The following is a 20,628-nucleotide window of genomic DNA, read 5'->3' as shown; positions in this document are numbered from 1 at the left end:
GGGCGATCCCTGGCAGGCGCCGAGGGTGGTGAGGGCGGTGAATGCGGGGAAAGGGGGGGAATGGTCTGGATAATGGTCTTCTAGTTTTAAATCAGGTGGACTCACCATATGTCGCCCCTTTAGACAACTATAGATGAAAGTGTGTTCCGGCTGTTGGGGGCTTGGAATCAAGTATCATGGCGGCAATTAATTGTTGAATTTCGATAGCGGGGTCAAATATAAATAATATGGAATTCTTATTTCTCAAAGACCTCCATGTCGTGCGGACTCACCGAAGAAACCCTCTTTATTCTTAATATCCTCGATAAAAACAGAAATTTTAAGTCAGCTAGTGGATATCATTCAGAAAAATTGAAACATTTGTATATTAGAAAATTTCCAGGCCCCGACTGCCTGTCTTTTAAAGATGCAATAAAAATACTTCTGAAAGAAGGATACATTACAAAAATCAAGAAAAAGGAAGACAAATACTATATTTCTGACATCAATAACGCGAAATTAGCACTGCATAACCATGGATTTACTACCCTCCAGGGCCTGTAACAGTGACCATGGGAACAATGCAAAATATTTTTATCAGATGTGATAATATGAGTTATCACCACACAGTATGTATGCATCTGTCTGCATCGTCACCATTGCAGGGTGACTGAATGGACCGATTGATCAAAATCTAACATTGAGATAGATATGACTCGTCCCTTTGAAGGGGTGTTCGGGAACACCTGTGAATTAAGACTTCTCGAATTCCTGTTGCCACTCGATGGCATGGCGTTCAACATCACCGAACTCTCGGAAGAAGCAGGCGTAAGCCGGGTCACGGTCGGGAGGGTGGTGAAGAAGTTTGTTGAATGGGGCATCCTCACCGCCACCAACGACCGTATCCCCCAGTACTCCATTAATCCGGCGTCGCCGATCGTCCGGTCACTTGAGATCATGAACAATTCGTTGATCGGTCGGATGCTTGGTGACGAAAAGGTCCAGGAGATCCGGGACTATATCCGTGAGCACACCCCTGCGGCCAGCGCTCTGGAAATGGATACCTCAAACGACCCTGCATGGCCGTACTGCCCGGAGATGCCAGAGCCCGGTATCGGGTGGGGAGCGGGAGACCCGTGCGGCGCCAGCGGCTCCGGCCCTCTCTACCCCATCTCTCCACCTGCAACGGCAGATGACTACAATAACGAATTTCCAGGATATATCCAATAGGCGGTTAAATGATGTCACGGGATGATTTCTTCAGAAAAGAACTGGTCGCAGAGTTGCGGCGTGTAGAATTATCTATGAGAAGGGAGGAGAAGGTCGAGAAAAAGATCTACTATCTTTCCGCAGCATACGGGATCACCAGCCGCACACTCAGGTATGCATTTACGGAAGACTATCTGCTGGCGGATTTTGTTCTGAATACCTCCTATAACGGACTGATGGAACGCTACAAACGCATCCGCTCGGGAGATGCAACGGTCGAACTTCAGCCGATTCATTTTGAACGCATCCAGGACGGCCTGAAGATGCTTGCAGATGCGTTTGAATCCGGCGATTCAATCCTCCTTTCTCTGGAGCAGATCCTGGCGGCGATGTATGCAACGACCGGGCCGGGGAATTACCTGCGTGAGAAGGGGCTTTTGAAACTGTAATTCCTTTTTTTGTTCTGCCGCAGACTCTTGAGGTGTGGAATCCGGGGCAGCTGCCGCCCCCGCTCACGCCCGAGGGGCTCCGTGTCCCGCATGCGTCGATCCCGCACAATCCCCTCCTTGCAGAACCGCTGTTTCTGGCCCGCTATATCGAGAAGGCCGGCACCGGCACCCTCGATATGATCGACCTCTGTGAGCGGGCGGGTCTCCCGTCGCCGACGTTCAGGCAGGAGGGCGGGCAGTTTGTCCAGGTGCTGTGGAGGCCGAAATCATCTCTGGACATAACCAAGTCGGGACCAAGTCGGGACCAAGATGGACCTGGATCAGGAGAGTGTCAAGGTTCTGCGTGCGTGCGTGGCCGAGCGGTCCATGGTCGAACTCCTGGCGGTTGCCGGCAGGACGAACCGCACGAAGTTCAGGGAGCAGGTTATCAAACCACTGCTCGATGCCGGTTTTATTGAAATGACCGTCCCGGAGAAGCCGAGAAGCAGCAAACAGAGATACCGGGCGACGGCGAGGGGGCGTGCCTGGCTGGATGAGAGGGAGAGGCGGTGAAGGGGCGGCAGCGCAATCCAGATATTGCCCATGTGGGTTCTGTTGAATTGCACATGGGTCCGGGAAGAGGACTCGAGCATACTCCATGAAATGTTTTCCATGGTAAACCTCCTATTAGGGTCATACCATTTTTCTCGAACGATAATCGGGCAACATCCGGGGGTTGTGGGAAGCATTTCAACAGAACCCGGTTTTGAGAATTCAGGAAACGGGGGTTCTATACTGCGGATGGTAGGATTCATACCGAAGATATGAAACGTTACCCGCCACCGTCTCCATCTGGGGAAATTGGGTTTCCCAGAGCGATCTATAGACTAAAGGTTATCTATTATTTTTGCGTAGGCATCGCAAACAGCCTTTACAATGACCTTCGCCTCATCTGCGGTGTTATATCTACCATATGAGATGCGGATGGCCGACTTTGCCTGCTGTTCGGATAGCCCTAACGCAAGAAGCACATGTGACGGCTCGTCTTTGCCAGAGGTACAAGCTGAACTCGTAGACACGCAAATACCTTTCAAATCGAGTAGATGCATGAGCGATTCACCTGAAATGCCATTAAAACCAAGATTGACGGTGCCGGGTAGACAGGATTTGGTATCTCCATTGACCCTAACAGAGGGTATCTTTTCTTTTATACCTTCTACTGTAACTTCAACCATTGATCTTAATCGCTTTGCCTCCTCAGCCATTTCGCTAATGCTTTCCTCGATGGCGAAACCCGCCGACACTATTCCAGCAACATTTTCTGTTCCGGCGCGAAGCCCTCGCTCTTGTTCACCACCGAATAACAACGGTGGCAAGTTTAAGCCTGATCGCTTGTACAGGATTCCCGTTCCTTTAGCCCCGTTGAACTTATGGGCAGAAGCGGTTAAGAAGTCGACTCGTAGGTCATCAACATCGACAGGAATGTGACCGACGGCTTGCACCGCATCGGTATGGAACAGGATATCTTGTCCTTTAAGGAAGGCACCAATCTGAGTAATCGGTTGAATTGTTCCGATTTCGTTATTGGCAAGCATAATCGATACCAGTTTTGTGTTATGCTTTATTGCCGCCTTAACATCCTCAACCAAAACTCGTCCCGTATTATCGACGGGTAGGAAAGTGACCTCGACGCCACTCTGTTCAAGCGCACGGCAAGCGTTCAGGACAGAGTGATGTTCAATGGTTGAGGTTATGATGTGAATCGACTCGTTGTGGTAAGTTTCTGCAACACAGCGAAGTACCCAACTGTTCGCTTCCGACCCCCCGGAGGTAAATGTGATTTCTGACGGCTCTGCGCCGATGGCCGCCGCAACTTGTTTCCGAGCATGTTCTACGGCGCGTTTGGCTTTTACTCCAAGCGAATACTGGCTGGATGCGTTTCCGTATTGCTCGCGTAAAAACGGAAGCATCTGCTCAAATGCTCGGTCGGAAATCCGAGTTGTCGCGGCATTATCAGCGTAAATCACGGTATCATCACCTCAGAATTGTTTGCAACCTTGCTCCTTAAATTCCTCAACCTTGGCGAGCAAGAACTCAGTGTCTACTTCCAAATACTCAGCAAGGCAGTCAAGGCAATAGAATCGCTTGGAGTTCATATCGAGCAATTTTTTGGTTAGCCCGATTTCGTTTTTGCTCAGGGCTTTTTTTCCGCATACATAACAGCATTTCTTTTCCACACAATTACTCCACTTCTTCAGGGTCAGGTCTGACGCTGAACGCAGGAATGTCTTTCCCGCGATACTCAACATCAAGCTTTCCCAATTGGTATTTAATCGTATTCCGCATCTTTCGCGCTCTGTCGAGACAATAACGCTTGAATTCGCGGGCAGTTATGTCGTTTGCGCTACGGACATGCGGGAACAGCAATTTTAAATATGCCGTGGCAATGCGCTTGACCGCCTCAGTATCGCGGGTATCTGCCGCTTCAGGAACTTCGATGAGTTCATCTACGATGGCGCGATAACTCATATCATCCCGCAGTTCGTGCATAATCGAGCAGAAGTATTCGGAATTCAACGCCCACCCAGCAATCTTGAGGTCGTCGTTCATTCGTGGAATATTCCAACCCTTAATAAAGCCATGGAAACGCTCTATTAAAGCTGATTCGTGGAAAACAGACGGCAGTTCCTTAAACATATTGCCGAAGCCGTCCTCATCCATCGTTTCTTTTTTGATGTTGCCGCAGAGGATTACGCCCGCCTCAGCAGTCCCCTCATAGTTCCCGACGGTGAAAATCCCTGATTCAAGGTAACCCTTCAAAGCCGCGCGCATTTCATCCACATTTGTGAATGAAATGGTTTGCACTTCGTCAAGTGTTATGAAGTCGTTACCGAACACCAAGCCCTCAGCACGCTTATTCTGGTCGTAGAACATTTTCGCGCGGCTCATAACCCCACCGCTCGAAAGCCACCCGAACCGGCTAACGCGACCGAACAGATATGACTTACCGGTTCCTTTCGGGGCAAGTTCGATGAGGTTCAGCCTTTTTTCAATGAATGGCAACAAACGGGTAAGCATCGTGAGTTTCTTTTCTTCATCGCCAAGATAACCACTTGCATTGTAGTCTACTGCGCCAAGCAGGACATCAATCCACTCCGCCGTGGTAAACTCACGTCGCGCGTCCTTGTAGTAGTCGATATCAATCGTGTAGGGGCAGAAGGTCTTAAAACTCGTCAACTTGATTTTGCCCCTGTTTGCGCCCTTTGCCTTGTTTTTTGAAAACTCCATGTCGTAGTCATCGGGTGGACGATAGCCGATTTCGACCATTCCCCAAGTCTCGCGGCTGCGCACCAGGTCATCCTTACAGGTTTGCCAAACGGAGTCCTCGATGATGGTGTCTTTACTCGTCAGCCCGAAATCGGGCAAAGTAAACGACACCTCCCCTGTTTTGATGTCGATATCAACCGACACCTTGGCAAGGAACTTCACCCGCTCGTGTTCAATTACCACCTGATTCTTTATAGCAGTCCAGTCATCTTTGCGCGGTAAGTAAGTCCGCACAAAGCGAACCAACTCGTCGGAGTCGAAGTGGCCGTTCTCGTCCTCGAATTTCTTTAAGAGCCAGTCACGCATAAAAGAAGGCAGGCTCAGAGCGGAGAAGAAGTTGCTTTTTTTAAGATCCTTATACACGACCATCTCGTCAAAGCAATTTCTCAGTTTCTCAACCATCAATAGCACCTCCTAAAACAAGTCATCAAAAGCGTCATTGACTTTGCCGCTCTTGCCTTGCGCCTTAATCATAACTTTGCCAACCAGGTTATCGCCTGCGTAAACGTCCGCCGGATATTCGCCCGCCCGTTTTGTGTCGGGCAGCTTTATGGAGTAGTGATTTGCATCTATCTGCGAAGCCGAATAGGGCTTCCCATTTAAAACAACGGAAACATCCTGTACCGGCGAGTTAAAGAACAGATTAATCTCCGTGCCGGTGCGATAATCTACGGTCACGACCTCATCGACCAGTTTGACCGTTACGCTTCCGTCTTTCAACGACAATTCAATGATAGGAACGACAACCTCTTCTAATGACGCCCCGCCGTGAACTTCCACATTCGCAGCGCGACCTCCCTTGAAGCGACCGTAATCGGCAAGCACGAGATATCCGTTCCCCTCTGCGGCAAACGGAAGGTCATAAGGCTTGAAAATCTCACAGCAGCGCCCCGAATGTTCGCCTATGGTATCGGTATCGTACTTTTCTTCTTTACGCCGCAGAACAGCAAGCCGTGATGCGCCGTGGTCGCTTACAATCAGGAAGCGTGTACAATGCCTAAGCGCAAGTTCCGTAGCCGCTTTGTCAATCATCGCCGCTATTATATCCAACTCTTTAGCAAGGTGGATAGGCAGCTCATTGTTGGTGAAGTTATAACCGCCCGCGTCGCTGTGTTTAGTATCATCAAGTTCATCGTTCTTTTCCTTACGGCCTTGCCACGCATTGAAAAAGTCGCGGTTGATAGATGTTATTGTCGGCAGTTCCGCACGGGCGATATGAACCCGAACCGATAGGCCACGTTTTTGAACTAGAGCTTCAATTAAGCCTAAGTATTCAACGCCGAGTGCATCGAGCCAATACAGGAAAGTGTCACTCTTATCCACGCTGTCTATAATTTCGTTCCGCGTAGGCAGTCGGTTGAATTGTCGTGCGAGGGCAAGTTGATCGACTTTTTCCAAAAAGTCATTTTCAAGCTCGTTAGACATCTTTTGCCGTTTGTACGCCTCGAAATACTCAGTTAGCAAGTCCGCCATTTGCGGACATTTAAAAACATATTTCTTAAGATAAGCCGCCAATGCGGGATAAATGCCCTCAAGTCCCGGGATTAAGCCGTTTTGTGAAAGCCAAGCGATAATTTCTTCGCGCTCGACCCTTGTGCCGTCAGTCAGCTTATAAATGCTTTCAGACACTACTTGCCGATTGTTCACTACGAAGTCTGCGATATCCGACTCAGGGAACTTTTCAACTAGGGCTTTACGCTCCCGATAATACGATGAAAACCGTTTGTCGGTATGCGGGATTTCGATAATTGCGTTGAGAATGTTTGAAACGAAATCCTCAAAGCGATTCGTCTTATCCAGAACGAATTGAAGGTATCCGTTTTGCAATATGTCAGCCTTACTCTTCAAACAGATAAAATAGAGCCAGTTGCAGTAATCGCTTCCTGCAATGCGAGCGTAGAAATCGGACTCCAGATTATTGCCAAGACCATGTTTCTCGAACACCTCGTCGAGTGAACTGTTGCTCTGGTTGAGTTCTGCCAGCAACTCCGCCCAACGAGCGTCGCTCCCGCAGGAACGCGCCAAAGCAAAACCCCTTGTGGAGAATTTAATGCCATCATACGCATTGCTGATTTGGTGTACGGTGAATATTGCCTTCTCGAGATTGACTGCTGTATTCACGACAACACTTCCGCACCGACCATCTTCAAGTTCCGCAAGTAATGCTTTGAAACCCGATAAAGCCGGCAATCCGACAGATGGGGCGGCAAGGGTAATTGATAAGTCACACTCCGCATTATTAACGACGTTGAACCGACGGCTATCAAAGCGAGGGTCGGCCTGTAACGCGGCAATCTGTGAGGCAAGCCCTCGCAGGAGCAACACAACTTTTGCACCGCCGACATTCAGGTCTTTCAATCGCGACAGAGTACGAGAAGCTTCATCAGGCCCGCGGAGTGCGAGGTATTCACCAAGCCCCGTCACAACAAACTTCTTGCTTCTTGCGTTTACATCAGCCGCTTCGATATAAGTGAGCAGACCGTCGATATCCGGCAATTTATCATCGCTACCGCAGAAACTGCTCATCTGTACAATATCAAGACCCAACATCGACAATTCGTCAATGACGACCTTGTACTGACCGTCGCTGATAAACAGGAAATATGGCGTCTTAACGGAAGATGTCAGGTATTTCTTTACCGAATCGATTTGCATTCTATTTCCTGCTTTCATTCGCCAGTATTTCAATGCCGACCGTAATGCTGTCCTTGACAAGCCGTTTGAGATATTGCTTTAACTGGGCATCGTCCATCTCATCGATTTTCAGGAGGACCCTGTCGCTGCCGCCCGCGTTGTACTCGGCTTCGGCAAGTCGCTTCACCTTGCTCTTAACGCTCGGATTATCACGCCAATCGTAAGTATCGACAGAAAGATGATCTAGGGTATCCCTTACCTTATCGAGGTCTGGAAGCAACGCACTGTATTCGCCAACGATATCCCGGTTGAATGCTGTGTTCCGCTTGTCATCATCCGAAAGGACATCAAACAGCGTAGTGGATTCCAAGAAAGCGAGAGAAGCTTTTATTTCGGCATCTGTTCCCCCATTGCGGTTAAGGGTTTCAAATGCCTTTTTAGCCTTCTCATACTCAGCCTCGGAGACACAGCATAGGATGGGCGTCCTGTAGCGGCTCGACCATTCGAGCGGATTTTTCGTTCCCGTCTTGTCTTTCCACAAGCGGAAGAGTTGCGACTTCAACTGGTTCTTTCGGAATTCTTCGGCAGCCTCTTTCACTTTGACGTTACAGTCGGTTTTCGGCAATTCAAACAAGCCTGTTTGCAACTTGCATTTAATATCGGCAATATCGTCATCACTCAGGTCTTCAAGGTACGGCTCATAAACCTCAGCAAAGACGCGCCTGTCGTTGCTCAACAACTCCCTGATTTCCGCACCGTGCGCCACAAGTTCTGAATGGAATGCCTTTAACTGTTCGGGCAATATGTCCTCTTGCTTGCAGATTTTCAAGAGCGTGTCGAGGGATTTTGCCAAAGCAGGGTACTTTGCCCGTAAAGCATCGCATGAGATGCCGATGAACTTCAACCGTTCGCGCCACTCTTTGAACGCTTCCGTCAAGGAATGGGCCGAAACGTTCAGGATGGCGTTGCTCTCTTTGACTACGCTATATTCGGTCAGCAATTTACGGATTTCGTCCTCGCCGGTCTGTTTATCCCACAGGCACGAGTGCTTCACTCCGAACAGGCGGGAAATATCGGTGAGTATATTGTCCTCAGCACCAATTGCCGTGGCAAGTTCTAGGACCTTACCCCCTTCAAAGGAACGGAGATATTTGCGCATACCTTCCTGGCAATTTTCACCTGTGAGCAATGCAAACAAGTTATCGGCGAGGGATGGTTTTGCAGACGCAATCTTTCCGATCTCGACTGCTTTTTTGTGAGCCTCGTTGCCTTCCTTTTGAACAAGTTCACTGTACTTCTGAACCACATCGAAGATGCCGACTGTATCCACTTCTTCAAGACACCATACAGGCAAATTCAGTCCGCGCATTTTGGCAGTTACCGCAATAGCTGCCTGGCCCGCAGATGAACACGAATTAGGCTGAACACCCCACGCCTTTTCGGTGAGTTCGTAAAACGCCATTTCGTCGGCAGTCATTTTTACGATGTAGGTTGGTTTCGGGGATTTGCCGATGTAGTTACCCAACATCTCTGCAAGTTTGTCCTGCGTCATCTGCTCGTGGCCGCCGGATGAATCGCTGTAACGATATGGTTCGCTGCCGTACTCTTTCAATAAAAAGCCTGCAATGAACGCCGAGAGATTGCAAGGAGCAAAACCGTAGGTATCCTCAAGGAAGTCATAGATTTCGCCGATTGAAATTTGCCCGTCGCGATCAAACGCGCTTTTAATGTGTTTGTCGACTTCAACCTTAATTTTCGAGATCGGTAAGGAAGAAGTTGTCGGGCTTTCCCAATAATTATCAATCTTCCATACAGTCGGCAAAACATGTTTTTCAACGCCGCCAACAACACCACTGGCGACTTGCGTAATACCTGCTTTTGTCGACTGTTTCATAGCCGGAGTTATCTTCAACTGGCTTTCCGTGAGTCCCCTCGCAAAGTCGAATGCATACGGGAATTTTGTCGTAACAATCGTCTGAAGAACGCTTGCCACGCCTGGACCGTTTCCGAGTTTCTCGCCTTCCTGATTGGCATGGGTATATACGATAAACTGACCGTTGTAGATACGGTTTCTCCAGTCCGGGTCTAAAACGCGCTTTGCCTTATCTGAATTATCCCTCGACGGGGTGTTGAGGCTTCCCTGGTAGTACATCGCCATTGCAGTAAAGTCCACGTATTGTTCAAACGCTTCGGAGCCGAGTGGCGTGGAAAGCGCATCGATGAACACGATCTTTTCGTATTGCTTATCGGCGACCGCTGCTCTAAGAGTCTTTCGGAAGGTAGCCGCCTCTGCCTCATCCTTGGCAAAGGCGATAACGGCGTGGAAATTCCACCCCGTGGTTTTATCGCGGAGGATATTGATATTACGTGTAAAATCTGCGGCAGTCACGGGGGTGATTTTACCTGTACCCGGCTCCGACTCAAATCGCAGACGAAGAGCGGGAGAAAGTGATAAAACGGTAGAAAGTCCACCCTCGGTCACCAATTTCGAGGTTGTACTGTTTTGTCGTACGTTTTTCTTGTGTTCGTCGATTTTGGCTTGGTCTCCCGCAAGCACGGCAGCCGCATAAACATATCGTCCGCCGCCTATCGGATTGGAAACGAGGATGCCTTTTTCCCTAAGCCCTTTCGCAAGATTGGCGGATTTGGTTCCCTCCAGGTCAGGTATGCCCTCAAAGGCATAGCTGAGGTTCTGATCGGTCGCTTTGAACAGATCAATCTCGCCGCGGAGCCGCTGGTCAATCGCCTGCATAATGAGGATAGCTTTCAGAACCGCTTTCTCATCCTCACGCAAATTCTGCTGCTGCGGAAAGGTATCCAGTATCAGGCGAATGTCTGATGTGAGGTTATCCCGGCCTTTCTCGTAAAAAAAGTTCCACAACAGATCCACCGTAAGAAGTGGATGGTCGTCAAAAGGACCCGTATTTTCAATGAACCATTGGAACGCCTTCACATCATCCGTGTTTGAGGACTTGATGAAGTCAAACATACTTCTCTGATTGGACTTGAAAGCGGAGGCTATGTTTTTGAGGAGCAATGCCGCCATCGGGTGGAGCGGCATAATGTCCTTCATCACTTGCGGATTATCAATATTCGCCACAGCCATAACTTTAGAACGGGAGATATTTGTTCGGCTTCCCAAGTCGCCATCAACCAATGTATCCCAATCTGTCTTAGCAACGGGCTTCACATTGAAAGCGTGTCCGATGAGTTCGAAAGCGATGTTGTCCGGCAATTTAATATCAACAGTAATAAATCGGTCGCGTATTTTTGCCCAAGTCGTGTCAGCGGTCGTGAACAAATGCCCGGACTCATGTGTAACGACGATGAAATAAAACGGCTTCAAATTTACTAATTCGGCGAGTTTCTGGAATTCTGAAAGGCTCTCGCGGTTGTTCCTGAAATAATCGGAGAATTCGTCCCAAATAAAGATGATTTTTACATTGTTGCGGTCAATAATGTCGATCAGCCAGGCGATAAGTCTGTCTGAATCAATGGTCAGCGCGGTTATACCCTCTTTATCAGCAAGCCGGAAAATGTTGTCCATCAGCGTCTTGACCTCGCCGCCTTTGCGAAGGGCGTCCAGCACCTCGTCTGTGGAGGATTGACTAAACAGAGCTGCCCATTCCGGTTTTTTCAAAAGTGCGTCAAAGAACAGTTTGTGCGAGGGTTCTTCAATCCAAGCGATGACGCTCTCTTTGAGTGTATTCTCTCCGGCGTAAAGGTTCGCAGAGACCAACGAAGCCTTCAGGGTTTCCTGAACGGCCAAGAACAAGTCGCGGGGAGAGTCGATCATACCCGAGGCGTAGCGATAAGCGGTCACGATGCCCTTTTGTTTGTGACCGATGAACTTTTCGAGCAGGTCGCTTTTCTTTTTCAGCGGCTCATATCTGTCCCAATATGCGCGGAGTTCATCCTCCGGCACTTCGAGAATCTTTTTCAGGGTGTAAGCACACTGGGACTTGCCCGTGCCGTATGCACCCTCAATCCAGAGGGAACGCTTCTCCTGTCGCGCCAAAACACGCTCCATACTGTTCAACATTTCGATGAACGTGTCGTGTGGGTAGGTACGCGTCCAGAAGTCCGGACTAGCAGCAGCGATGGCGGAGTCATTGACCTGAGGAAAATATTCTTCGTCAATGTCGAAATATTCCCGGTATTTATTGCTATTAGCCATTTGCTGCCTCCTCCTTAAACAAGTCCAGTACATCTTGGGATGACTTGTCTTTCGCAAGTGTTATCTTCTCCAGGTCATGCGTGAACGACGCGGTGATGAACTCAGGGTATTTTGCTGACAGCCCTAAAAGTATGGGCGTCATATCGTCGCGGTCAAGGCCGAAGATGCGTGTAGGGCTTATTCCGTCGCGGTCGATGCTGTCGTTTAGGAGTGTAGCGAGCGTGAACTCTTTGTAGTCGTTGCACTTCTCCGCAAATTTGAACAAGCCATACAGGACCACACGCGGATCGCCCACCGAGCATTTTGTGCGGACGAGGTCGCCGTCTTCAGTGACAAATCCCCAGTGTAGGCTCGTGCCGAGCGGTGTTTCGACCAGACGCTTATAGGATTTGGCGATTGACTTAGCATCTTTAGGCTTGATATCAACGGCTGTCAGCATGTCTTCGACGACCTGACGTGCATAGGGTCTGCCGACATCAAGATTAATGACATACCACTCCATCTGTGGGTTTTCGGCGACAAGGTTGATAAGAATCAAACCTTGTGCAGTGTCTGTTTCCCAGCCGATCTGTGAAATGAACTCTGCAAACGGCGTGAAGTGGTTCTTCTCATTTAAGGAAGCATCCCGAAGGAAACGCCTGAACATATCGAACATCATCGGTCCCAGAGTATGTTCCGAAAAGAACGCATCCTTCAGTCCAAAGAATGATCGCAACCACTCCGGCTTCGGAGCGTGGTCGGCGAATGAATTTAGACTTTTCATTGGTTTTCCTCCTCCCTGTGGATGGCGTAACGAATGAAACAATAGACAGCCGCTATCGATTGCATGGCATTCGTGACACCGAATACAGTTGTTTATTCTGACTTTGCCATTGACAAAACTTATACATCCATTTCGGCAGTTCGTTTCGCAAACTCGACAACCTTTGCAATACGATGCTTTTCGGAATACTTGCCGGAATATCTTCCCAAATGCAGGTCTGTCTTTCAGTACAACTTCGGGTATCGTTACAATATACCCGTTCTTTGTTGCCTTAACAGAAAATCGTATGCATTCGCCGTCAAATTGGACGTAGTAATCACCGTTTTCACCGTGTAAATCTCCAAGTGTTTTTATCCATTCCAGCCAGTCGGAATCAGGGGCTGTAATGGTTATTTTCAGAATCCCGTTTGTAGTTTTTTCAATACATCGGAACGTATTGTTCGATAACTCACGACCATTCTTTCTTGCGTTCCAACCGCCGTTTAGGATATACGATTCAGTGTTGCTTTTCTTTCGCTTGTCCTCGTCATAGGTGTTTTTAATCAAATTGATGTAGCTGTCGATCTCTTTCGGGTAACTTGCTCGCCGCAAGTAGTCACTTGTGCCACCCGACATAGGGCAAAACAAACATCCGGCACGACCGTTACCCTTTTTATAGGCCTCGTTAATCAACAAATCATTTGCATATATATATAGCCATACCTCCGCGGATGTCCATTCAAGTATTGAGTTATGGCTAAACTGACCCTTTTGCTTTGCCCCATAGTTTTCGTACTTGTATGTACTTCGAGCAACGCTCTCCTGCGCCCGAACTCCAACAAAATCAAGACCAATAAAATCTTCTTTGCCGGTCACTTCTCTCAGTTTCAACGTTTGCGGGGTGCTTTTATGCACCGAGCAACACCAACGTAATGCGCGGGATGGGGGACCGAACAGTTCCCACGATTCTTTCGGGTTAAGGTGGGATTTGGCGACGTAAAACGGTATTTCGTCCTTAACACACTGCTTTTCTGTTTTCCTGATGACCTCGTAGGTGTCTGGAAACTCCATGCCAGTGTCGCCAAACACCACAACGAAGCTGCCTTTGGGCAGGGCTTTCTTTACAAGGTCGAGTAGGACACAACTGTCCTTTCCGCCCGAAAACGCCACGTGGAAGCAGTCGAGTTTGTTCTTGTATTTGGTATATATGGCCAAGATTTTTTTGACCGTGGTCTGCTCGATGATTTCAAGCATTTCACGGTTTGCTTCGACCATCGCAGCAACATCAACAGGACGCAGGGAGTTACCGTTCGGCTCAGGGTTGACAATGCTGAACACATTGCCTTTTTTATCAATAAAGGACGGATTTTTATCCGGTGATTCGCAGAGTATCTTCTGGGTTGCCTTGCTGTTTGGAGTTTCTCTGTAGATAGTGTAACGAATTTTCTGTAAAAATAATTTGGCCCTGAATCCAACCTAGATTTGGACAAAGGAGAAACAGGGCCATGGATCCCTTAGCGTTAATCGAAGATTATCTTTCCGATAATGAGAATGGCATGAAGACCCTCATCACCTGGTTCCTCAACCAGGTGATGCTGCTCGAAGCCCTCCACCAGGCGGGAGCCGAGCAGTATGAACGAACCGATGCGCGGAAGGCTCACCGAAACGGCTACAAGAAGCGCTCTCTAAAAACCCGATATGGAGAAACGATCCTCCAGAAACCACAATTCCGAGAGTTCCCCTTCGAAACACAGGTATTTGGACGCTATTCCCGGGTTGAGAAGGCTCTTGAGAATGCTATCTTTGAATCCTACCTTCAGGGAGTCTCAACCCGCCGGATCCAGGAGATTGTTGCTCATTTTGGCATCGAACAACTCTCTCCTGCTTCAGTATCCAGGATAGCAAAGGACCTCGATGAACAGGTCCATGCATTCCTTCAGAGGCCTATTGAACAGGAGATTCCCTATCTCTTTGTGGATGCTTCGTACTACAAAGTCAGAGAGGGACCACGCTACATCACCAAAGCTCTTCTGGTGATCGCCGGTGTTCGAATGGATGGCTACCGGGAAATCCTGGGAGCTAGAATCACTGATTGTGAAAATGAGATGTTCTGGTCGGGATTGTTCGAAGACCTCAAAGAACGAGGATTGGTGGGTGTCAAGATGGTTGTCTCAGATGGTCATGCCGGGATCCAGAAGGCGGCGGAAGCCGCCTTCCTCGGCGCATCGTGGCAGATGTGCTCGGTCCATTGCACCCGGGCGGTTTTAAAGAATATTCCACGGAAACATCAGAAAGAAGTTGCTGAGTCCTTGAAGGAGGCATATGGGGACGAGGAAAGACTTCAGCAGCTTGCAGATGATCTGAACGAACGAGGATATCGGAAAGCGGCCAATACGATCGAGAGATTCATCCCGGGACTTATGAGTTACACGGCGTTCCCGAAAGAGCACGCAAAGCGGATCCGAACGACGAACATGATGGAAAGAGTCAACAAGGAACTGAAACGGAGAACCAAAGTTGTAGGGGCCTTTCCCAATGAAGAGTCACTCCTCAGGCTGGCAGGATCCATCCTGATGGACATCAATGAGGAGTGGGTGACCGGCAGAAGATATTTGACGATGGAGGGGGAATGATCAAACAAGGAGACAGGGCTCAGACGAATTACAGAAGATCTGAAACACTACCTCTCTGTACTCGTTGCACGCATAAGCAAGGCGTATCTCAGGTGCAGTATAGGGATTACCGCCCTTTAACATAGCCACAAGGTTACCGCGATACCAGTAGTAATTAGACTCCGCCCACAGATATGGATAGTCGGTCTGCTTGTCATACTTCCAATACTTATCAAAGCCCAGCACGTCCAATTCGGGTGCGTAAACAGGGCGGGGCTCTTTTGAGAACCCCGTCGGCGAGGAATTAAGGAGTATTCCGCCCGTTTTCTTGTCGTAAGTATACGAATACATCTTCAATTCCTTCTTTCTCGTATGACTTTCGCCTTATCTATGATTTCGCCAACTTTGGCGGTTGTGCTTCTGCCCGTGTACCCGTTCTCGTACAGGAACTTGCCGACGACGGTGCTCTTTAATGGGATGTCGGCATTCGCTACAGCATCGGTCATAATCTCCGTGTAGTTCATCCTGCAACTTTTGCGGATGACCGCTCCGGCATTCCGCGAGTTGGCTGTCGGGGTATCGAAGCGAAACCTCTGACTGAAGCGTCGACAGTAGCTTTCAAGCAAGAACAAGTTCCACTCCTGCCCGCAGTCGGGGAATGCCCCAAAGGTCGTGAATGATTTAAGCGGAAGATAGTCTCCCTTAACAAACAACTCGATAGCTTCATCGATCATATCAGCGTTAAAGTGAACATGCCTGTCTGAAACATAGGTGTCTTTATCGATACGAACCAGAATGGTGTTGCCCGCCTCCATAGGTATCCGACGGCGAACCTCGCCTGTCAGTTTCTTCTCGAAGTTCAGCAAGTCGTCAAGTGAACATTTGTCGATAGTTTGGCAGTACTCTCTCATGATGCTCAGCGCGTCAAAAACATCGCCTTTGCGCGTGACGATTTTGCCTTTCTTGTCGAACTTGTCCGACAGGCAGATGCGGTAAACAGCGTTATGAACCGCCGTAATGGAAAGTTCGTAGTTGCGCTCCTCGATTTCTCCGAAAGGCAAGTCTGTAATTGAAACATAGCCGCAAGCGTTGCACTTTCGCGCGGCGGCTTCTCGGATTGCTTCCCGTTCCTCGTCGGTGATGTCGATTCGGCTGACGTGCGAGAAGATCTCTACGCTACTCCAGATGAAGTTGCCGTTCTGACCAAGGGCGTATTTTATCCGGTCAAGAGGTATGTACTGTAACCGTTCAGCGAGTTGCTTATAGGTCAGCAGTGCATCGTCGCCCCACACGCGGAGGATCTCACTCTCAAGAACGGCGAAGGCGGAAGCATCTGTATAGCCGAAATAGGTCTCCGTGAACGACAGTTTTGGGAACAGCATACGGAGTATGCTAATAAGTATATCTTCGGAGACCACGCTTGCCCCGAACAGCCAGTTCTCGTTCTTGGCATAAAACTCAGCAAAGAATATGGCTCGTGCGCCGTCGGCGAAGTATTCCTCCACTAGCTCCCGGATTCGTTCTTTTGTCTGAGCCGACACGGCGTAGACTTTGCCATCGAAGGTAGTTCCGCAACCCGCGATATAACTTTTCAGTTCCTCGTCAGGCAGCAAGATTTCCTCGCCCCAATCTTCTGCAGCAAAAGACCTAAAACGCGCCAACTCAATCGGTGAGTTAATCCGAAGTCCATTTGCAAAGTGCTTTGAAAGGATTTGCACCAGTTTGTCGATGAATGTCTGTTCGAGTATGGTAACGTGCGAAAACGATGCATGGAGGGTTTCGTCCCTCAGCTCAATTCGATGTGGGAATACCTCCTCGAACAGAGGGGGATCGCCGTCGGTATCAAGTTTCATCCGTCAGCTCGATTCGATGTGGGGCTACCAGCGACACACTTCTTATATCTTTGTTAGCACTACCAAACTTAGAAATCGATGCTTCCATATATTTAATTTCGGACCTCATACTGACAGATCGTAAAAACTCCTCGTAGTTATTCAATGCTGCAGTATACATGTAATGGTCGTCCGCATTCTGGATTAAAGATGGTGGATAGAAGATGAGCTGTAAATATAATCATTTTATTACGATTTCATTAGACATTATATAACTGTTTTCATGTAACTGCCGTGTTGAATAACTCTGGTCACCCGACTGCAAAAGTGAAGACGAAGGTCGCCTCTGTCGGTCTTCCATCCCATCTTTCGCAGGAAATCCCCTACTTCCCCGAATTATCAAACCGCAATATACTTGTAATTTCAGGAAAAACCTCTGATGTGCCATCCTCTCCTGACTTCATCGAAGGCTCCAACATCTCGATCGGCCATCTCGGGCTCGTTGCCGGTGCCTTCGACACCCTCGGCATCGCCCCGGTTATCGACCGTGCCATCCCCAAAACGCGGCAGCATCATCTCACCCATGGAGTGTAGTCAAGGCCATGGTGCTCAATGGTCCCGGGTTTGTAGAACGGTGTCTCTATCTCTACCCAGCCTTCTTCGGTAGTGTTTCAGATCTTCTGTAATTCGTCTGAGCCCTGTCTCCTTGTTTGATCATTCCCCCTCCATCGTCAAATATCTTCTGCCGGTCACCCACTCCTCATTGATGTCCATCAGGATGGATCCTGCCAGCCTGAGGAGTGACTCTTCATTGGGAAAGGCCCCTACAACTTTGGTTCTCCGTTTCAGTTCCTTGTTGACTCTTTCCATCATGTTCGTCGTTCGGATCCGCTTTGCGTGCTCTTTCGGGAACGCCGTGTAACTCATAAGTCCCGGGATGAATCTCTCGATCGTATTGGCCGCTTTCCGATATCCTCGTTCGTTCAGATCATCTGCAAGCTGCTGAAGTCTTTCCTCGTCCCCATATGCCTCCTTCAAGGACTCAGCAACTTCTTTCTGATGTTTCCGTGGAATATTCTTTAAAACCGCCCGGGTGCAATGGACCGAGCACATCTGCCACGATGCGCCGAGGAAGGCGGCTTCCGCCGCCTTCTGGATCCCGGCATGACCATCTGAGACAACCATCTTGACACCCACCAATCCTCGTTCTTTGAGGTCTTCGAACAATCCCGACCAGAACATCTCATTTTCACAATCAGTGATTCTAGCTCCCAGGATTTCCCGGTAGCCATCCATTCGAACACCGGCGATCACCAGAAGAGCTTTGGTGATGTAGCGTGGTCCCTCTCTGACTTTGTAGTACGAAGCATCCACAAAGAGATAGGGAATCTCCTGTTCAATAGGCCTCTGAAGGAATGCATGGACCTGTTCATCGAGGTCCTTTGCTATCCTGGATACTGAAGCAGGAGAGAGTTGTTCGATGCCAAAATGAGCAACAATCTCCTGGATCCGGCGGGTTGAGACTCCCTGAAGGTAGGATTCAAAGATAGCATTCTCAAGAGCCTTCTCAACCCGGGAATAGCGTCCAAATACCTGTGTTTCGAAGGGGAACTCTCGGAATTGTGGTTTCTGGAGGATCGTTTCTCCATATCGGGTTTTTAGAGAGCGCTTCTTGTAGCCGTTTCGGTGAGCCTTCCGCGCATCGGTTCGTTCATACTGCTCGGCTCCCGCCTGGTGGAGGGCTTCGAGCAGCATCACCTGGTTGAGGAACCAGGTGATGAGGGTCTTCATGCCATTCTCATTATCGGAAAGATAATCTTCGATTAACGCTAAGGGATCCATGGCCCTGTTTCTCCTTTGTCCAAATCTAGGTTGGATTCAGGGCCAAATTATTTTTACAGAAAATTCGTTACACTATCCCTTCTTCTCGGATATCGCCATAGAACATCTTCTTGGTGAAGGCGTGCCTTCGAGAATCTCACCGCCCTAGGGCACCCACCCTGAGTTCCCGTTTTTTAAGCGCATTATAATTGTATTTTAACTCCTCTATTCTTCGTTCGCCCCACCAATCAAAAGATTTTAATATCTATAATGCGCTTATTAATTAAGCATATGAAACCCCTCACCCGGATCAAACGTATCAAAGGGAAGGAGTACTGGTACGAAGACACCCCCTACTACGACCCCGAAACAAAGCAGATCCGGCACAAATCCCGATATCTCGGGAAAAACATCGACGGAAAACCCGTCAAAGTACGGACCGAAACCGCCGGTGCATCCATCGCCTCCGTCCCCACAAACGCCTATTCTCACGGTCCGTTTCTGCCTCTCCTGGCAATCATCAAGGACCTTCACCTGGACGATTATCTCTCATCATTGACAAGCGAGATCGAAACAAACGTCATTTTAGCACTCTCCATGAACCGGGTCGTGCGGCCGCTGGCCATGCACCTGGTCGCGTCGTGGTACGAAGATACCTCCCTCTTCCTGACAAAACCGGACCTCCCCCTCTCCAGCCAGCGGATCAGCGAACTCCTCTTCGAAATCGGTGAAAGCGGCGTTCCCGACGCTTTCATGACCTCCCTCCTCAGGGGCATCGGTACCGACTCAACCCTGATCTACGACATCACCAGCCTGTCAAGTTACTCCCGGCTCATCCCGCTCCTCGAACACGGCTATAATCGAGACGGCCTGGACCTGCCGCAGATCAACTTCTCACTCATCTTCGACACCGAGCATGCGATTCCGGTCATGTACGATATCTATCCCGGCAGCATCGTCGACGTTGTCACGCTGAAGAACACCGTCCACAGGCTCGGCGCGCATGGCATCCACAATTATACCATGGTCCTGGATCGCGGATTTTTCAGCCAGGGAAACCTGGAGGAACTCCTTCAGGAAGAGATATCCTTTGTCATTCCAGCCCCACTCACCCTCAAACAGGTGAAGGAAGTGCTGACGGAAGCACAGCGGGATCTCGAAAGCCCGCAGTACCTGCAGATATATCAGCAGGATCCGATCTTCGTGAAACCCGTTACCCTGACGATTCAGGGAAGTGTGGTTTTTGGATTCTGCTATTATGATCTGAAACGAGAGCAGACGGAACGCAACCTGTTCTACATTCGCCTGCATGACCTTAAAGCGAAACTCGAATCGAGTCGGATTCCCGGGTGGCGCAGGCCTGAAGAAGTATTCAAGGAGCGGGCGGGAAAGATGGCGAACTACTTTTCATGGCAGGTGGTCGACAACCGATTCCAGGTTGAGATCCGGAAGAATGCGGTCTCGCAGAGAGTAAACCGAATGGGAAAACAGATCATCCTCGCCCACAGTTCGCTCGACTGGCAGGAATGTCTCACGGTGTACCGGGAGCGCGACGCGGTGGAGAAGGCGTTCCGAACGTTGAAACAGGACATTCAGGTGATGCCCCTCAACGCGAAGAACGAGTCTTCGATGAAGGGATTTCTGTTTGTGACCTTCATCAGCCTGATCCTGAGGATGCGGTTGTTGAAGTGGATGAAGGAAACGGGGCTGATGGAGGACTATACGCTTGAGGGGATGCTGCTGGAACTGGCCAAGATCAAGAAGATCAAGCTCGCCAATGGTGAGATTATGGTGACGGAGCTCTCGCGGAGGCAGAGGACGATCCTTGAGAGGTTGGGACTATGTGCTTAATTTTCGGGAAGTCAGG

General features: G+C 49.2%; 13 protein-coding genes and 2 pseudogenes. 7 read left to right on the top strand and 8 right to left on the bottom strand.

What is annotated here, in order from left to right; all coding sequences use genetic code 11:
- Nucleotides 1-690: 690 nt before the first annotated feature.
- The 4 genes and pseudogenes from HWN36_RS06355 to HWN36_RS12010 all read left to right on the top strand — a co-directional run bounded on the left by HWN36_RS06355 (nt 691) and on the right by HWN36_RS12010 (nt 2,189).
- Entirely contained in the window at nt 691-1,209 is a 519-nt protein-coding gene (locus HWN36_RS06355) for a winged helix-turn-helix domain-containing protein (RefSeq protein ID WP_176788582.1), read from the top strand.
- 8 nt (nt 1,210-1,217) lie between these two features.
- Nucleotides 1,218-1,637 (top strand): hypothetical protein, encoded by a 420-nt coding sequence (locus HWN36_RS06350; protein ID WP_218133204.1) that lies wholly within the window; start codon nt 1,218-1,220, stop codon nt 1,635-1,637.
- 32 nt (nt 1,638-1,669) lie between these two features.
- Nucleotides 1,670-1,822 (top strand): annotated as a pseudogene (locus HWN36_RS12150) (ATP-binding protein); the annotation flags it as partial.
- 124 nt (nt 1,823-1,946) lie between these two features.
- Nucleotides 1,947-2,189, top strand: a complete 243-nt coding sequence (locus tag HWN36_RS12010) for a Fic family protein (protein ID WP_246270012.1) — start codon at nt 1,947-1,949, stop codon at nt 2,187-2,189.
- 314 nt (nt 2,190-2,503) lie between these two features.
- Here HWN36_RS12010 and HWN36_RS06340 read toward each other — a convergent pair whose 3' ends face one another.
- The 5 genes from HWN36_RS06340 to HWN36_RS06320 all read right to left on the bottom strand — a co-directional run bounded on the left by HWN36_RS06340 (nt 2,504) and on the right by HWN36_RS06320 (nt 13,834).
- Nucleotides 2,504-3,643, bottom strand: a complete 1,140-nt coding sequence (locus HWN36_RS06340) for an IscS subfamily cysteine desulfurase (RefSeq protein WP_176788580.1) — start codon at nt 3,641-3,643, stop codon at nt 2,504-2,506.
- A 214-nt stretch (nt 3,644-3,857) separates the two neighbouring features.
- Nucleotides 3,858-5,345 (bottom strand): BREX system Lon protease-like protein BrxL, encoded by a 1,488-nt coding sequence (gene brxL, locus HWN36_RS06335; protein WP_176788579.1) that lies wholly within the window; start codon nt 5,343-5,345, stop codon nt 3,858-3,860.
- A 12-nt stretch (nt 5,346-5,357) separates the two neighbouring features.
- Nucleotides 5,358-7,598 (bottom strand): BREX-4 system phosphatase PglZ, encoded by a 2,241-nt coding sequence (gene pglZ, locus HWN36_RS06330; protein WP_176788578.1) that lies wholly within the window; start codon nt 7,596-7,598, stop codon nt 5,358-5,360.
- 1 nt (nt 7,599) lies between these two features.
- Entirely contained in the window at nt 7,600-11,754 is a 4,155-nt protein-coding gene (locus HWN36_RS06325; protein WP_176788577.1) for a hypothetical protein, read from the bottom strand.
- Entirely contained in the window at nt 11,747-13,834 is a 2,088-nt protein-coding gene (locus HWN36_RS06320; RefSeq protein WP_176788576.1) for a phosphoadenosine phosphosulfate reductase domain-containing protein, read from the bottom strand. Before HWN36_RS06320 ends, HWN36_RS06325 begins: the two co-directional genes overlap by 8 nt.
- Nucleotides 13,835-14,001: 167 nt before the next feature.
- On the opposite strand from HWN36_RS06320, the gene HWN36_RS06315 reads away from it, so the two are divergent.
- Nucleotides 14,002-15,129: an IS256 family transposase gene (locus HWN36_RS06315; RefSeq protein WP_176787304.1), complete on the top strand. Its 1,128-nt coding sequence runs from the start codon at nt 14,002-14,004 to the stop codon at nt 15,127-15,129.
- Here the strand turns inward: HWN36_RS06315 and HWN36_RS11810 are convergent, their stop codons facing one another.
- Nucleotides 15,130-15,459: a hypothetical protein gene (locus HWN36_RS11810; RefSeq protein WP_218133203.1), complete on the bottom strand. Its 330-nt coding sequence runs from the start codon at nt 15,457-15,459 to the stop codon at nt 15,130-15,132.
- 2 nt (nt 15,460-15,461) lie between these two features.
- Nucleotides 15,462-16,961 (bottom strand): hypothetical protein, encoded by a 1,500-nt coding sequence (locus tag HWN36_RS06310; RefSeq protein ID WP_176788575.1) that lies wholly within the window; start codon nt 16,959-16,961, stop codon nt 15,462-15,464.
- A 441-nt stretch (nt 16,962-17,402) separates the two neighbouring features.
- Between HWN36_RS06310 and HWN36_RS12005 the strand changes: the two are divergent.
- Nucleotides 17,403-17,602 (top strand): annotated as a pseudogene (locus HWN36_RS12005) (DUF4277 domain-containing protein); the annotation flags it as partial.
- 52 nt (nt 17,603-17,654) lie between these two features.
- Here HWN36_RS12005 and HWN36_RS06300 read toward each other — a convergent pair.
- Nucleotides 17,655-18,782 (bottom strand): IS256 family transposase, encoded by a 1,128-nt coding sequence (locus tag HWN36_RS06300; protein WP_176787304.1) that lies wholly within the window; start codon nt 18,780-18,782, stop codon nt 17,655-17,657.
- A 270-nt stretch (nt 18,783-19,052) separates the two neighbouring features.
- Between HWN36_RS06300 and HWN36_RS06295 the strand changes: the two genes are divergently transcribed.
- Nucleotides 19,053-20,612, top strand: a complete 1,560-nt coding sequence (locus HWN36_RS06295) for an IS1634 family transposase (protein WP_176788573.1) — start codon at nt 19,053-19,055, stop codon at nt 20,610-20,612.
- Nucleotides 20,613-20,628 lie beyond the last annotated feature (16 nt).

The sequence above is a fragment of the Methanofollis tationis genome (assembly GCF_013377755.1).
GTDB classification, from domain to species: domain Archaea; phylum Halobacteriota; class Methanomicrobia; order Methanomicrobiales; family Methanofollaceae; genus Methanofollis; species Methanofollis tationis.
The sequence above is the reverse complement of the archived record's forward strand: the minus strand, read 5'-3'. Positions and strand labels throughout refer to the sequence as shown.